General features: G+C 68.1%; 14 protein-coding genes. 6 read left to right on the top strand and 8 right to left on the bottom strand.

Translation table 11 applies throughout. The features are described 5' to 3' along the window. The first annotated feature begins 149 nt into the window (after positions 1–149). The 3 genes from ACYQ26_RS08525 to ACYQ26_RS08515 all read left to right on the top strand — a co-directional run bounded on the left by ACYQ26_RS08525 (position 150) and on the right by ACYQ26_RS08515 (position 1,878). Complete coding sequence (locus tag ACYQ26_RS08525; protein WP_459808465.1) at positions 150–647, top strand: hypothetical protein; 498 nt, start codon at positions 150–152, stop codon at positions 645–647. Between the two features lie 293 nt (positions 648–940). Beyond that, complete coding sequence (locus ACYQ26_RS08520) at positions 941–1,078, top strand: hypothetical protein (RefSeq protein ID WP_013879705.1); 138 nt, start codon at positions 941–943, stop codon at positions 1,076–1,078. Positions 1,079–1,230: 152 nt separating this feature from the next. After that, complete coding sequence (locus ACYQ26_RS08515; protein WP_459808464.1) at positions 1,231–1,878, top strand: metallophosphoesterase family protein; 648 nt, start codon at positions 1,231–1,233, stop codon at positions 1,876–1,878. 42 nt (positions 1,879–1,920) lie between these two features. On the opposite strand, the gene ACYQ26_RS08510 is transcribed toward ACYQ26_RS08515, so the two are convergent. From ACYQ26_RS08510 to ACYQ26_RS08490, 5 genes are all read right to left on the bottom strand, one after another. Continuing rightward, the gene (locus ACYQ26_RS08510) at positions 1,921–3,141 is read right to left on the bottom strand and encodes a threonine synthase (RefSeq protein WP_459808463.1); all 1,221 of its coding nucleotides are present in this window, start codon (positions 3,139–3,141) and stop codon (positions 1,921–1,923) included. Between the two features lie 112 nt (positions 3,142–3,253). Further along, complete coding sequence (locus ACYQ26_RS08505; protein WP_459808462.1) at positions 3,254–4,087, bottom strand: fumarylacetoacetate hydrolase family protein; 834 nt, start codon at positions 4,085–4,087, stop codon at positions 3,254–3,256. After that, complete coding sequence (locus tag ACYQ26_RS08500; protein WP_459808461.1) at positions 4,084–4,476, bottom strand: cupin domain-containing protein; 393 nt, start codon at positions 4,474–4,476, stop codon at positions 4,084–4,086. Before ACYQ26_RS08500 ends, ACYQ26_RS08505 begins: the two co-directional genes overlap by 4 nt. Then, positions 4,476–5,264 (bottom strand): SDR family oxidoreductase, encoded by a 789-nt coding sequence (locus ACYQ26_RS08495; RefSeq protein ID WP_459808460.1) that lies wholly within the window; start codon positions 5,262–5,264, stop codon positions 4,476–4,478. Before ACYQ26_RS08495 ends, ACYQ26_RS08500 begins: the two co-directional genes overlap by 1 nt. A gap of 102 nt (positions 5,265–5,366) precedes the next feature. Further along, on the bottom strand, positions 5,367–6,167 hold the full coding sequence (locus tag ACYQ26_RS08490; RefSeq protein ID WP_459808459.1) for an alpha/beta fold hydrolase: 801 nt from the start codon (positions 6,165–6,167) through the stop codon (positions 5,367–5,369). A 149-nt stretch (positions 6,168–6,316) separates the two neighbouring features. Here ACYQ26_RS08490 and ACYQ26_RS08485 point away from each other — a divergent pair, with 149 nt between their 5' ends. Further along, on the top strand, positions 6,317–6,751 hold the full coding sequence (locus ACYQ26_RS08485) for a universal stress protein (protein ID WP_459808457.1): 435 nt from the start codon (positions 6,317–6,319) through the stop codon (positions 6,749–6,751). 58 nt (positions 6,752–6,809) lie between these two features. Here the strand turns inward: ACYQ26_RS08485 and ACYQ26_RS08480 are convergent, their stop codons facing one another. The 3 genes from ACYQ26_RS08480 to ACYQ26_RS08470 form a co-directional block, all read right to left on the bottom strand. After that, positions 6,810–8,531 carry an acyl-CoA mutase large subunit family protein gene (locus ACYQ26_RS08480; protein WP_459808456.1) on the bottom strand — a complete coding sequence of 574 codons (1,722 nt, stop codon included), beginning with the start codon at positions 8,529–8,531 and terminating at the stop codon, positions 6,810–6,812. Between the two features lie 151 nt (positions 8,532–8,682). Continuing rightward, entirely contained in the window at positions 8,683–9,834 is a 1,152-nt protein-coding gene (locus tag ACYQ26_RS08475; RefSeq protein ID WP_459808455.1) for an acyl-CoA dehydrogenase family protein, read from the bottom strand. 228 nt (positions 9,835–10,062) lie between these two features. Then, the gene (locus ACYQ26_RS08470) at positions 10,063–10,620 is read right to left on the bottom strand and encodes a hypothetical protein (RefSeq protein ID WP_459808454.1); all 558 of its coding nucleotides are present in this window, start codon (positions 10,618–10,620) and stop codon (positions 10,063–10,065) included. A gap of 198 nt (positions 10,621–10,818) precedes the next feature. On the opposite strand from ACYQ26_RS08470, the gene ACYQ26_RS08465 reads away from it, so the two are divergent. Next, positions 10,819–13,074, top strand: a complete 2,256-nt coding sequence (locus ACYQ26_RS08465; protein WP_459808453.1) for an NADP-dependent malic enzyme — start codon at positions 10,819–10,821, stop codon at positions 13,072–13,074. A 110-nt stretch (positions 13,075–13,184) separates the two neighbouring features. Continuing rightward, positions 13,185–14,360 (top strand): MFS transporter, encoded by a 1,176-nt coding sequence (locus ACYQ26_RS08460; protein ID WP_459808452.1) that lies wholly within the window; start codon positions 13,185–13,187, stop codon positions 14,358–14,360. Positions 14,361–14,391: the final 31 nt, after the last annotated feature.

Below are 14,391 nucleotides of genomic sequence, written 5' to 3'. Positions count from 1 at the left end.
AATTGATGACACACTCGCGTTCGTGACAGCCGACTGAATTGGTCCGCGGAGGAAACGGAACGGCCGCCTCGAGGCCGCCCGCTTTCGCTCACTTAAAGCGCACAGTGACGCAGGAGAACCGCTATCGGCCGGTCGGACGGAGACCCGATATGCAACTCGAGAAATCGTCGCAGCGCGGCGAGTGGAGCGGCACGGTGCCGACCGCCGTGGACGTCCGGGTGCTCGGGCTGGTCGTCGCGACGGCGGGGCTCGCGGCGTCCGTAAACATCCCGTACGGCGGCGTCCCGTTCGCGATCGTCGCCTTCGTAATTCTCGCGGCCGGTGGGACCGCAGTCCATCTGCTGGGCGAACGACAACTGCGTCGGATCACGGACGGACTCGTCGAGCGGTGGGTCGACGCCGGCGGCGACGTCGAGTCGGTGACGCGCTCGTCGAACGGGATGCGAACCGAGTGGACCGTCCAGACGCCCCACGGCGACGTCGTCATCGGCGGCGTCGCGCTGGCACCGATCACGAAACTGTCGATCGAGTGGCAGGGGATGGACGATACGATGGACGCGACCGACGCGGAGGAGAACCTCGACCGGCTCGCGGACGGGCTCTACGCCGAAATCTTCGAAATCGGATCGACGGCGCGGCGAGCGTAACGCCACATCGCGGTTCGGAACGCTATCCTCGCACGGATTCACTCTCACGCACCGCCGCTATCCCACGGCCACCACCCGAGGTATGAGATACCAACCCACACACTTTTGCCGTCGAATCGCGTACCCCTGCGCGGTAGCCCGTCACTGCCGGCACGACTCGATCCGGACGGCCTGAACGACGTCACCGACACGGTCTTCTCAGTCGCGTACGAATAGGCAGACATATACTGGACGAATAGTCGGGAAAAGTATTATACGTACCACTATCATTTTCGTTTGTGGGTAGATTACGAATGAAGCGATACGAAAACCACTACGAATGTGAGGAGTGTGAATCCGAGGTCCATCCCGTCTCGTACCGGGCGCGCTGCCCGGACTGCGGCGGCCCGCTCCGGGCCAGCCCGAGTTACGACGGGGCCGCGGGGAGTTAACGGCGCTCCTCGCACGGTTACCCGCCGGTGTGCGGTCGCAGTCGCCTCGGCGTCTTCGCGACCGACTGTGTCGATAGCGTACCGTCCGAGCGCACCGCTCCGTCCGCACGGTCGAACGACGACGCTATCCGCGTCGGAACCGTACCGCCGCCATGCTCGTCCTCGGCGACGCCCACGCCGCCGATCCGGCGCGGCGCGAGACGCTGCTCGAACTCTACCAGCGGGTCGACCCCGACCGCGTCCTCCAGGTCGGCGACCTCGAGCACTACGACCTGCCGGCGCCGACGTGGTTCATCGCGGGCAACAACGAGGACTTCGACGTCATTGAGTCGATGCGGGCGAACGAGCGGCCGTTCGGCGAGTCGAACGTCCACCTGCTCGCGAGCACGGCCGCGACGGTCGACGGGCTGCGAGTGGCCGGCCTCTCCGGCAACTACGCGCCGACGAAGTACGACCTGCCGCGATCGGAACTCGCGGGCGAGCGCCGCCGCCACTTCACCCGCGAGGACGTCGCGCGAGCGCGCGAACTCGAGGACGTCGACGTCTTCCTCACCCACGAGGCGCCGACCGGGCTCCTTTCCTACGGCTACGATCCAGGCTGCGAGCACGTCGACGACCTCCTCGCGGCGATCGGGCCGGACCTCTGTCTGGTCGGGCACCACCACAAACACCGCGAAGCCGAAATCGCCGGGACCCGCGTCGTGAGCCTCGCACCGGCCTGGGAGCGGTACTACACGCTCGATTCGGAGACGCTCGCGCTCGAGGCGCACGACCACGATATCGGCTCGGGTGACGACTGATCGACGGGACCCGTCCGCTGCCGTACTCGAGGCGACGAGCAGTCACTCGAGGGCGGCGGCGAGTTCCCGCTCGACCGCCTCGAGGTCGATCGTCCGCGTTCGGGACTCGACGTCGACCTCGTACCGCTCCTTGTACCCCGAGCCGGTGAGGATCGCGACGACTGCCTCGTCCGCCTCGAGCTCGCCCTGTCGGGAGAGTTCGCGGACCCCGGCAACCGCGACGGCGCTCGAGGGTTCGACCGAGAGTCCAGCAGTCGTCGCCAGCCGATCCATCGCCTCCCGGGTCGCCTCGTCGGGGACGGAGACGACCGCGCCGCCGGTCTCGCGGGCCGCCGTCAGCGCGCGAGTGCCGCTGGGCGGGTCGGCGTTGGCGATCGAGACGGCGATCGTCTCTCCCGGGTCGATCGCCGAGACGGACTCCCGACCCTCGCGGAAGGCCGTCGCGATGGGATCGCACGCGGCCGCCTGGACCAGGTAGAGCCGCGGGACGTCCTCGGGTGCCAGCAGATCCGCCGCCTCGAGTTCCCGGAGCGCCTTCCAGACGCCGCTGGCCTGGCCGCCGCTGCTGACCGGGAGGACGATCGCGTCCGGCGCAGTCGGCCGGAACTGCTCGAGAATTTCGTACGCGACCGTCTTCTGCCCAGCGACCCGCAGCGGCGTATCCGAGTTGACGAAGCGGCCGCCGTCGGCGTCGAGCGCGAGCGTCTTCGCGTACAGCCTGCCGTAATCGCCCTCGACGCGGAAGATCCGCGCGCCGTGGCGTGCGATCAACTCGAGCCGTTCCGTCGGGGTGTCGGCCGGCACGAAGACCGCCGCCTCGAGGCCGGCAGCGGCGGCGTAGGCGCTCGTGCTCAGCGCCATGTTGCCGTGGGAGACGGTGCCGATCCAGTCGTCGTCGGCTCGGGCCGCGTACCCGACGCCGACCGCGGTCCCGCGGTCCTTGAAGCTCCCCGTCGGGTTCTGTCCCTCCGGCTTCAGAGAGAGGCGACAGCCGGCGTACTCGTCCAGTCGCTCGGCCCGTACGAGCGGCGTCGCGCCGGGAACGGGACCGACCGGCTCCGAGGCGGTGGCGGCGACGGGAAGTGCGTCCTCGTAGCGCCACATTCCGGCGGTCCAGTCGTCGTCCGGCCACTCGAAGGCTGCCGCGTCGGCGTCGGCGTCGGTGTCGGTGTCGAACCAGAGCGGTTCGCCGCACGCACAGCGTTGACGCTCCTCGAGGCGGTACGCGTTCCCGCAGTCGTAGCAGCGGACCCGTCGATCCATTACGGTGAGCGTCGCTGCGGGGCCCTAAAACAGTGTTCGGTCGTCGTCGGCGAGCGGTCGTTCGGTCCCGCGGCGTCCACGCCAGCGGTTCGGTCGGTCCGTCGACCGAGCGTTAGCGCACGACTGGCGCCTCGACCGACCCGATCCGCTCGACGTCCGCACGAACTCGATCGCCCGGTTCGATCGGCTCGGCGCCGGGCGTGCCGGTGCTGAACAGATCGCCCGGCTCGAGGGTCATCACGCCCGAGTGGAACGCGACGATCTCGCGGGGCGGGAACAGCATGTTTCGAACCGCGTTTTCGGCGGCCACCTCGCCGTCGACGACCGTCCGGACCGTCAGCTCCTCGAGCGCGAGTCCGTCGTCGGGCTCGGGAACGGCGATCGTCGGTCCGACGACGAGGAACGAGTCGAAGCTCTTGGCTCGCGTCAGGAATCGCGGGTTGCGCTGCAGCACGTCCTCCGCGGTCATGTCGATGACGGGGAGGTAGCCGGCGATCACGTCGTCGACGGCGCCCTCGTCGACGCTTTGGCACTGCCGGCCCGCGACGACGGCGAGTTCGGCCTCCGCCGTCACCCGCTCGCTCCGCTCGGTCGGCGGCAGTCGGATCGGGCCGCCCGGTCCGACCAGCGCGCTCGAGGGCTTCATGAAACTCACCGGCTCGCCGGGACGTTGCTCGTCTAAGTCGCCGGCGTGTTCGGCGTAGTTGAGGCCGATGCCCCACAGCTTGCCGAATCGGTCGCGCTCGAGCGGGAGGCCGAACTGCAGGCCCTCGGCGTCGATCCTGTCGGCGGGCGCATCGTCGACGTCGGGCAGCGTCCCCGCCGCGGCCCACGGCAGGGCGTCGCAAACGGTCTCGAGTTCCGGCGCTGCGGCCGACAGGGGGACGAATCCCTCGTCGTCGCCCAGCAGCGGCCGCCCCTCGAGGGTGCGAGCGAGGTACTTCACGCGTCCCCGCCGGCGGTTTCGTCGTCCTCGGCGGTCTCGTCTCCGTCCTCGCGGTCCATCCAGAAGTCGAACGAGCGACCCGGCGCGAACACGTCGAGCCCGACCGCGCGCTCGTCGCCGGTGTTCTCGACCCGGTGGGACTCCCAGGCGTCGAGCCAGACGGAGTCGTACCGCTCGAGGGTCACTTCGTCGTCTTCAGTGGCGACCGTCAACTCGCCCTCGAGGCAGAGGCAGACCTGCTCGTTCTCGTGGTCGTGCATCGGCGAGCTGTGGCCCGGCGGCTTCTCGAACCACTCGAAGGAGAAGCGGTCGCTGCCGGCCAGCGCCGCGCGCCGCCAGTCGGCGTCGGGCTCGTAGGTCTCGGCGTCGTCGAACTCGACGGGCTCCATTATAGGTTCGAGCCGGTCGTCCCGCCGTCGATGACGATGCTCTGCCCGTTGATGAAGCCGGACTGGGGCGAGGAGAGGAACGCGACGGTGTTGCCCAACTCCATCGGGTCGCCGACGCGCTCGAGCGGGTTGGTCGCCCAGCTTTCCAGGCCCTCCTCGTAGGAGTCGTACTCGCCGCGCTCGACGGCCTGCTCGACGAGGTCCTCGATCCGGGAGGTCTCGTGGGGGCCGGGTAGCACCGCGTTCGCGCGCACGTCGGGGGCGAACTCCTGGGAAAGGGTCTTCTCGAGGCCGATGACGCTCATCCGGACCGAGTTCGAGAGCACGAGGTTGTCGATGGCCTCCTTGACGCTCCGGGAGGTGATGTTGACGATCGTTCCGTTCTCGCCCTCCTTGAGGTGAGGCTCGGCCTCGCGGGCCAGTCGGACGACGCTCATCACGAGCAGTTCGTAGGCCTCGTACCAGTCCTCGTCGTCGGTCTCGAGGAACGGACCCGACGGCGGGCCGCCAGCGCTCGTAACGAGGTGGTCGAGGCCGCCGAACTCGTCGACGGTCGTCTCGACGAGCCGCTCGATGTCGTCTTCGTCGGTGAGATCGCCCGGCTGGGCGACGACCTCGCCGGTCGCGACGTCCTCGATTTCGGCCTTCGCGTCGGCGAGTCGATCCTCGTCGCGGCCGTTGATGACCACGTTTGCACCCTCGCGGGCCAGCGCCTTCGCGGACGCCTTGCCCAGCCCGCTCGAGGATGCCGTTACCAGCGCCGCGTTGCCGTCGATCTGTAGGTCCATATCGTTCGTAATCGCCCACGAGAGGACGAAAAAGATTGGCGTTGCGGTAACGCGGCCGGCCGGAACGGCGGCGCTGGCTGCCGCTGGCGACGGTTCGCGTCGCTACGGCTCGGTCGGCACCCGCTGCTGGACGAAGTTCCGCACCCGCTCAGTGTAGGTTCGCGGCCGGTGGAGGTTGCAGATATGGCCGGCGCCCGCGAGGACTTCGATTCGTCCGTCTTGAGCCGCTCGAGCGTGCTCCCGCTCGCCGCGGCGCATGAGTTTGTCGTTCTCGCCGTTCAGGATCAGCGTCGGTCCGGGGTAGGTCGACAGCGCCGAGCGGAAGTCCTTGCCCGCAATGTCGGGCCCCGCGTCGCCGAACTGCTTCGGATAGAAGCCGGCGTCGATGATCTCCCGCTCGATATCCGGCGGCAGGTCGCGGTTGCGAACCCACCGCGTCGCGAACCGCTCGCCGGCGCGCTTGCCGATGTCCGGCTTCGTCAGGAGCCGCGTCAGGCCGCCGGTCGCCCGCGTCATGACCCCCATTCCGCGGACCGGGTTCACGCTGCTGCCCGAGAGCACCAGCCCGTCGACGTTCGACGGATAGCGGTGGGCGTATTCCGTCGCAACGTAGCCGCCCAGCGAGAGGCCGACGAGGATCGCCGTCCCGTCGGTGTGGGTTCGAAGGGCGTCGTGAAGCTGGCTTATCGCGGGTTCCATCCGGAACTGCTCGCGGGCGCGCGAGCCGTGGCCCGGCAGATCGGGCGCGACGACGCGGTACTCGCCGGCGAGGTCGCGCTGCTGCGGCAGCCACATCTTTCGCGTCATGGCGGCGCCGTGGACGAAGACGATCGCCTGCGCGTCCGCCGGGCCGTCGACGTCGACGGCGCCCTCGGGGTCTCGATCGGGAGGTGTTTCGGTCATGCCGAGATTCGTAACACGAGCAGTTCCTTAGTAGTCGTGCCGGCTACGCGAGTACGTCGGTCGCGGACGGACGAGCAACAGTCTCCGCGGACGGTAGTACCGGCTGCGGAGAAGACTGGGTTAAGCCGCCCGGAATGGTATGAATACGCATGGCTCGAAAAACGATGGTCGCGTACGACGACTCGCCGCAGGCGAAGGCGGCGCTTCGGTACGCGCTCGAGGAGTTTCCCGAAGCGGCAATCACCGCAGTCCACGTCATCCCGCTTCCAGAGGGCTACTGGACGCTATTCGTCGAGTCGGAGGACAACTTTCCGGGCCGCGAACGGGCGGAGGCACAGGCCCGTGCCCTCCTCGAGGAGGCCGGCGAAACCGCGGCGGCCGCCGATCGCTCCCTCGAGACGGCGATAGAGAAGGGGGAGCCAGCCCAGAAACTCGTCGACTACGCGATCGAGAACGGCTTCGATCAGATCGTGATGGGCAGCCACGGGCGACGGGGAGCCAGCCGATTATTGTTCGGGAGCGTCGCCGAGAAAGTCGTGCGGCGGGCACCCATGACCGTGGTGGTGGTCCACGAAACGGAGTAACGCTCGTCTCCGCTCACGCTCGCTGCCGTCCTTTCTCCCCTCTCGAGTCCGCCGGCCACTACGCCGGCGTCACCTCCTCCCGGTACGCGCCGTAGCGGTCCTCGAACACCTGCATGATCTCGCCCATCGTCGCGTAGGCCTTCACGGCGTCGACGATGTACGGCATGACGTTCTCGTCGCGCCCGCCCTCACCCCCGTCGTCCGCGATCGCGTCCGCCAGCGCCGAAAGCGCCGCGTCGACCGCTTCGTCGTCGCGCTCGTCCTTGACCGACTCGAGGCGCTCGAGTTGGCGCTCCCGGGTCGTCTCGTCGATCTGGAGGATCTCCGGCGAGGTGTCCTCCTCGATGGTGTACTTGTTGACGCCGACCACGACCTCCTCGCCGCGCTCGACGCGCTGCTGGTACTCGTAGCTGGCGTCCTGGATCTCCCGCTGGAAGTAGCCGCCCGAGATCCCCTCGAGGACGCCGTCCCGGAGCGAGCCGTCGCCCAGTTCCTCGATCTCCGCGAGGTACGCCGTGATCTGCTCTTCCATTTCGTTGGTCAGCTTCTCGATCGCGAAACTGCCGCCCATCGGGTCGACGATGTCGGCCGCGCCGGACTCCTCGGCGATGATCTGCTGGGTTCGCAGCGCGACCCGAACCGCCTCCTCGCTGGGCAGGGCCAGCGCCTCGTCGAAGCTGTTGGTGTGCAGCGACTGGGTTCCCCCGAGCACGCCCGCGAGCGCCTGAATCGTGACCCGAACGATGTTGTTCAGCGGCTGCTGAGCGGTCAGCGACTGGCCCGCTGTCTGCGTGTGGAACTTCATCCGCTTCGACTCCGCTTTCGCCGCGCCGTACCGATCCTCCATAGTGCGGGCGTACACCCGCCGCGCCGCGCGGAACTTTGCAATCTCCTCGAAGATCGAATTGTGCGAGTTGAAGAAAAACGAGAGGAGGGGCGCGAACTCGTCGACGTCCAGGCCGCGCTCGAGGCAGTCCTCGACGTACGCGAAGCCGTCCGCGAGCGTGAAGGCGGCCTCTTGGGCGGCCGTCGAGCCGGCCTCCCGGATGTGGTAGCCCGAGATCGAGATCGGGTGGAACTTCGGCGTCTCCGCGACGGCGAACTCGATCGTGTCCGTGACGACCTCGAGCGACGGTTCGGGCGGGATGACCCACTCCTTCTGCGCGATGAACTCCTTGAGCATGTCGTTCTGCAGCGTTCCCCGAATTTCGTCGCGGGGGACGCCCTGGCGGTCGGCCAGCGCGACGTACATCGCGTAGATCACCGGCGCGGAGGGGTTGATCGTGAACGACGTGGAGACCTCGCCGATGTCGATCCCGTCGAACAGGATCTCCATGTCGCGGAGGGTGTCGACCGCGACGCCCTCCTTGCCGACCTCGCCCTCGCTCATCGGGTGGTCCGAGTCGATCCCCATCAGCGACGGCATGTCGAACGCCGTCGACAGCCCCGTCTGGCCCTCGTCGATGAGGTAGTGGAACCGCTCGTTGGTCTCCTCGGCAGTTCCGAAGCCGGCGAACTGGCGCATCGTCCACGTCCGCCCGCGGTACATCGTCGGATACGGCCCGCGGGTGTAGGGCGGCTCGCCGGGAAAGCCGAGGTCCTCCTCGTAGTCCAAGTCCGCGATGTCCTCGGGCGTGTAGAGCCGATCGACCTCGTGGTTCGAGACCGTCGCGAACCGCTCCTGCCGTTCGCCGTGGCGCTCGAGGGCCGGCTCGAGCGTCTCCGCCTCCCACCGCTCGCGCTCCTCGCGGATGTCCGCGAGGTCGTCCTGATCGAACATGCAAGGGAGGACGACGGGACGAGCCTAAAGTGTTGGTACCACACCACACGACAGGAATGGCCGTGAACGAACGGACCCGTCCATTTCGGATGGCGGGTTCGATCCGGCTTGAGACGGCGATCGAGCGGCATCTCGAGGAGCGGCCTGACTATCACTCCCGCAGTTCCCGCGCGATGATCTCCTTTTGAATCTCGCTGGTCCCCTCGTAGATCGTCGTCACCTTGGCGTCGCGGTAGTAGCGCTCGACGTCGAAATCCGTCGTGTAGCCGTAGCCGCCGTGGATCTGGACGGCCTCGTTGGTCACGTCGACCGCCGCCTCGCTGGCGAAGTACTTGGCCATACTCGCGGCCATCGGATCGACGTCGTCGCCCTCGTTCTTCCGCGCCGCGTCGCGAGCGAGGAGCCGGGCCGCCTGCACCTGCGTCTGCATCTCCGCGAGCTTGTGCGCGATCGCCTGGTGGTCGGCGATCGGTTGCCCGAACTGCTCGCGATCGGTCGCGTACTCGAGGGCGTCGTCCAGCGCCGCCTGCGCGAGCCCGACCGCCTGACTCGCGATCGCGATCCGGCCGCCGGTCAGGATCGAGAACGCGGCCTTCAGCCCCTTCCCGACCTCGGTCAGCCGGTTCTCGGCCGGAATCCGGACGTCGTCGAACACCAGCGTCGTCGTGTCGCTGGCCCGCAGTCCGAGTTTGTCCTCCTTCTTGCCGACCTCGAGGCCCGCCGCGTCCTTGGGAACGAGAAACTGGGTGATCGCGTCGCTGTCGTTCGCACTTTCGTCTGACTCCCCCGCCACCTTCGCGAACAGGATCACGACGCCGGAGCGCTCGCCGTTCGTAATCCACTGTTTCGTCCCGTTAATCACGTACTCGCCCGCGTCCTCGTCGAGCCGAGCGGTGGTACTCATCTCGGCCGGGTTCGACCCGGCGTCGGGTTCCGACAGCGCGAACGCCCCGACCGGTCGCCCGTCGACCATCTCGGGGAGCCACTCGTCCATGTGGGCCTCGGAGCCGAACTCGCGGATGCAGGCCGTCGCGAGCGAGTGCACCGACAGCGCCGTCGCCAGCGAGAGGTGACCGTACGCGAGTTCCTCGTAGACGACGCTCGCCGTCAGCGGATCGGCGTCGAAGCCGCCGTACTCCTCGGGGGCCTCGAGGCCGGTGAGATCGAGTTCCGCGAGGCCGTCCCAGACGTCTTCGGGGAACTCCTCGTTCGCGTCCGCCTCCGCCGCGACGGGCCGGACCTCCCGCTCGACGAACTCCCGGACGCTGTCCCTGACGAGTTCCTGCTCCGGTGAAAGCGACATGTGGCAAATATTGCTGGCCGCAGTGGTAAACGTGCCGGCGAGGACGGGACTCGAGGCTGCAACCCGTAGCTTTGCTATAGCAGTATTCAGTTTACGATACGATCGGTCGCGCTCGAGAGGGCCGATCCGCGCTTCGACGAGCGGCGACGGTGCGCGGTCTCGACTCGAGTTCGCCGATCGCCGTCGATCGCATCGTCGGCCGATAGCGCGGACAGAAGGTCACGGGGGTCAGGGTTCGTCCTCGCCGCGCTCGACTTCCGCGTCGTCCCGGTCGAATTCGTCGTCCGGTTCCACGGCCGCGTCGGTCGGCTGGGCGTCCTCGTCGGGGTCGACTGCCGCGTCGTTCCGGTCGAACTCGTCGTCCACGTCGTCGGGATTGACTTCGAACCCGGAGGCGTCGTCAGTCATCGCGGACGGATCCGCCGAGAGACCCTGGTTCGCGGCCGATTCGGCGTCTTCCGTCGCCTCCGAGGCGTCCGTCTCGTCCATCCCGCTCGCGCTTCCCGCCGCGCCGCTGCTTTCTTCGCTTTCGGCCCGCACTCGATCGAGCAGCGCCCCCTCGAGCCGGACCGCCTCGTCGGTGACCTCGGCGACGGCCTCGCGGTCGAGCGGCAGCGACTCGTCGGCGCGGCTCTCCCAGCCGATCGAAGACTTGATCGAATCCACGGCGTCCGCGTTCGGCCGCACGTAGGCGACGTCGCCCTCGACCGTCTCGATCGTCCCGACTCGGTCGCCGTTGGCGTTCTCGACGGGCTTCCCGCGGTCGTCGTCCGTGAACTCGGGCATGCGTAGCGGTAGTCGGATCCGAGCCAAGCGACTGGTGCCTGCAACAGCCGTGGCGCCGAGAACCCGAATCGGGACGTTCTGGAGCGTTTTCCCCGGCTTGCCGGCCGAACGTCCACCGAAACCGGGATCGGCCGACGGTCCGTTCCATATATCGACGCGACCCCATACGTTTTTGCCCGCATACTGGAAACGGACGGTATGTCACTCGAAGACGACTCCCTCGAGTACCACGCGGAGCGCCCGCCCGGGAAACTCGAGATCAGGACGACGAAGCCGACGAACACCCAGCGGGAGCTGAGCCTCGCCTACTCGCCCGGCGTGGCCGGCCCCTGTCGGGCGATCGACGAGGACCCAGACGAGGCCTACCGCTACACGGTCAAGGGCAACCTCGTCGGCGTCGTCTCGAACGGCTCAGCGGTACTCGGCCTGGGCGACATCGGCGCACAGGCCTCGAAACCCGTCATGGAGGGGAAGGGCGTGCTGTTCAAGCGCTTCGCCGACATCGACGTCTTCGACGTTGAGCTCGACCACGACGATCCGGACGACTTTATCGACTCCGTCGCCGGCATGGAGCCGACCTTCGGCGGGATCAATCTGGAGGACATCAAGGCGCCCGAGTGTTTCGTCATCGAGGAGCGCCTGCGCGAGCGGATGGACATCCCCGTGTTCCACGACGACCAGCACGGCACCGCCATTATTAGCGGCGCCGCCCTGCTGAACGCGACGGAGATCGCCGGGAAAGACCTCGAGGATCTCGAGGTGACCTTCGCCGGCGCGGGCGCGGCGGCGGTCGCGACGGCCCGGTTCTACGTCTCGCTGGGGGTGCAGAAGGAGAACATCACGATGGTCGACATCGACGGGATTCTGACCACCGAGCGGGCGGAAGCCGGCGAGCTGAACGCCTACAACCGCGAGTTCGCCAAGGACGTTCCCGAGGGCGGACTCGAGGAAGCGATCGAGGGCGCCGACGTCTTCGTCGGCCTCTCGACCGGCGGCATCGTCTCGCCGGAGATGGTCCGCTCGATGGCTTCGGATCCGATCATCTTCGCGATGGCGAATCCGACGCCAGAGATCGGGTACGAGGAGGCCAAATCGGCCCGCGACGACACGGTCATTATGGCGACCGGTCGTTCGGACTACCCGAACCAGGTCAACAACGTGCTGGGGTTCCCCTTCATCTTCCGCGGCGCGCTGGACGTCCGCGCGACCGAGATCAACGAGGCGATGAAAGTCGCCGCCGCGGAGGCGCTGGCCGACCTCGCGAAGGAAGACGTCCCCGACGCCGTGCGCAAGGCCTACGGCGACCAGCCCCTGCAGTTCGGCCCCGAGTACATCATCCCGAAGCCGATGGACCCCCGCGTGCTGTTCGAACTCGCGCCGGCCGTCGCGCAGGCGGCGATCGACACCGGCGTCGCCCGCACTGACCTCGAGGTCGACACCTACGTCGAGCAACTCGAGGCTCGGCTGGGCAAGTCCCGCGAGATGATGCGCGTCGTCCTGAATAAGGCCCAAAGCGATCCCAAACGGCTCGCGCTCGCGGAGGGAGAGGACGAGAAGATCATCCGCGCGGCCTACCAGCTCCGCGAGCAGGGGATCGCCGACCCGGTCTTGATCGGGAACCGCGAGGAGATCGAGCACACGGCCGGCGAACTCGGCCTCGAGTTCGATCCTGAGGTGGTCGATCCCGAGACCGGCGAGTACGAGGAGTACGTCGACGCCCTCTATCAGCGGCGCAAGCGCAAGGGAATCACCCGGACGGAGGCCGCGGAGTTCATCGAGGACGGCAACTACTTCGCGTCGGTGATGGTCGAGCAGGGCGACGCCGACGCCATGCTGACGGGGCTGACCCACCACTACCCGTCGGCGCTGCGGCCGCTCCTGCAGGTGATCGGCACCGCCGAGGACGTCGCCCACGCCGCCGGCGTCTACATGCTGACGTTCAAGAATCGAGTCGTCTTCCTCGCGGACGCGACGGTCAACCAGGACCCCGACGCGGAAACGCTCGCGGAGGTGACCCAGCACGCGGCCGACATCGCCCGGCGGTTCGACGTCGAGCCCCGCGCGGCCCTGCTGTCGTATTCCGACTTCGGCAGCGTCGACAACGAAGGCACCCGCAAACCCCGCCGCGCGGCCGAGATCCTCCGGGACGACCCCGCGGTCGACTTCCCCGTCGACGGCGAGATGCAGGCCGACACCGCCGTCGTCGAGGAGACCCTGCAGGGTACCTACGAGTTCGCCGACCTCGAGGAGCCGGCGAACGTGCTCGTCCTGCCGAACCTCGAGGCGGGCAACATCACCTACAAGCTGCTCCAGCGACTCGGCGGCGCCGAGGCGGTCGGCCCGATGCTCGCCGGGATGGCCGAGCCCGTCCACGTCCTCCAGCGCGACGACGAGGTCAGGGACATCGTGAACTTGGCGGCGGTCGCGACGGTCGAAGCCCAGCGCTCGGAGTAGCCGGCGCGTCGCGCGTTCTCGAACTCGAGTCCAGTCGGCGAACAGAAGTCTCACACGCTGATCCGGGCCGACAGATACTGCCGGCTCGAGAGGGGACTGGGAACCGTCGCATGGTGGACTGGCGGTACCGCGATACCGTGTTGGCGCTGTGTACGCTCGCCTTCTTCGCGACGATGGTGGGACGGCTGGCGTTCAGTCCGGTCGTCCCCGAGATCACCGACGCGTTCGGGGTCTCGAACACCTTCGTCGGAACCGCGCTGAGGGGCATGTGGCTCGCGTACGCGCTCGCGCAGTACCCGAGCGGCGTCCTCGCCGACCGGTACGGGGAGCGACGTATCATCTTAGCGTCGGTCGGCGGCACCGGCGCGACGAGTCTGCTCGTCGTCTTCGCGCCGCACTTCGCCGTCTTCGTGCTCGGGACGATCCTGCTCGGCGCCGCCGCCGGCCTCCACTACAGCGTCGCGACGGCGCTGCTCACCCGGACGTACGACGACCTCGGGACGGCGGTCGGCATCCACAACGCCGGCGCGCCGGTCGCGGGGCTGGTGACGCCGGTCGCCGTCTCCTGGATCGCCGTCCGGTACGGTTGGCGGCCGGCCGTCGCGATCACGGCCGCCGTCGCCGCGCCGGCCGCCGTCCTCTTCGCATGGCGCGTCCGTCCGACCGATCCGCGCCGGCCCGATCAGCCTCTCCGGGACCGCCTCTCGCCGGGGCCGATGCTCGAGTTGCTAACCCGGCCGTCGATCGTCTACACCGGCGTCATCGCCATCGTCTTCGATTTCACGTGGCAGGGACTGGCCTCGTTCCTGCCGACGTTTTTCGTCGCGTACCACGAGTACGCGACGACGACGGCCGGGGCCATGTTCGCCACGTACTTCATCGTGCAGGGGGTGCTCCAGATCGGCGTTGGGCGGATCGCCGACCGCTTCGGCCGCGACCTCGGTATCCTGCTGTGTGCAGCGGCCGCTATCGCGGGGCTCACGCTGCTCGTCGTCGGCTCCGGCCTCCAGGTACTCATTGCCGGCATCGCGCTGCTGGGAACGGGCATGGGCTGGGGCGCCGCGGTCTTCCCCCGGTTCATGGATCACCTCTCGGAAGCCGAGCAGAGCGCCGGCTTCGGGCTGGTGCGGACCGTCTACATGATCGTCGCCTCCACGGGCTCGATCGCCGTCGGGTTCGTCGCCGACCGCGCCGGCTGGGCCGTCTCTTTCGGCGCGCTGGCCGCGCTGCTGGCGATCGTCCTCGGTTTGCTGGCGTCCAATCGAGCTCTCGATCTCAGGTATTAAATCTCTATCCGCTATACGAAATCCCGTCGGC

It is taken from the genome of Halopiger thermotolerans (assembly GCF_054654555.1).
This window is presented reverse-complemented; position numbering and strand designations above follow the sequence as displayed.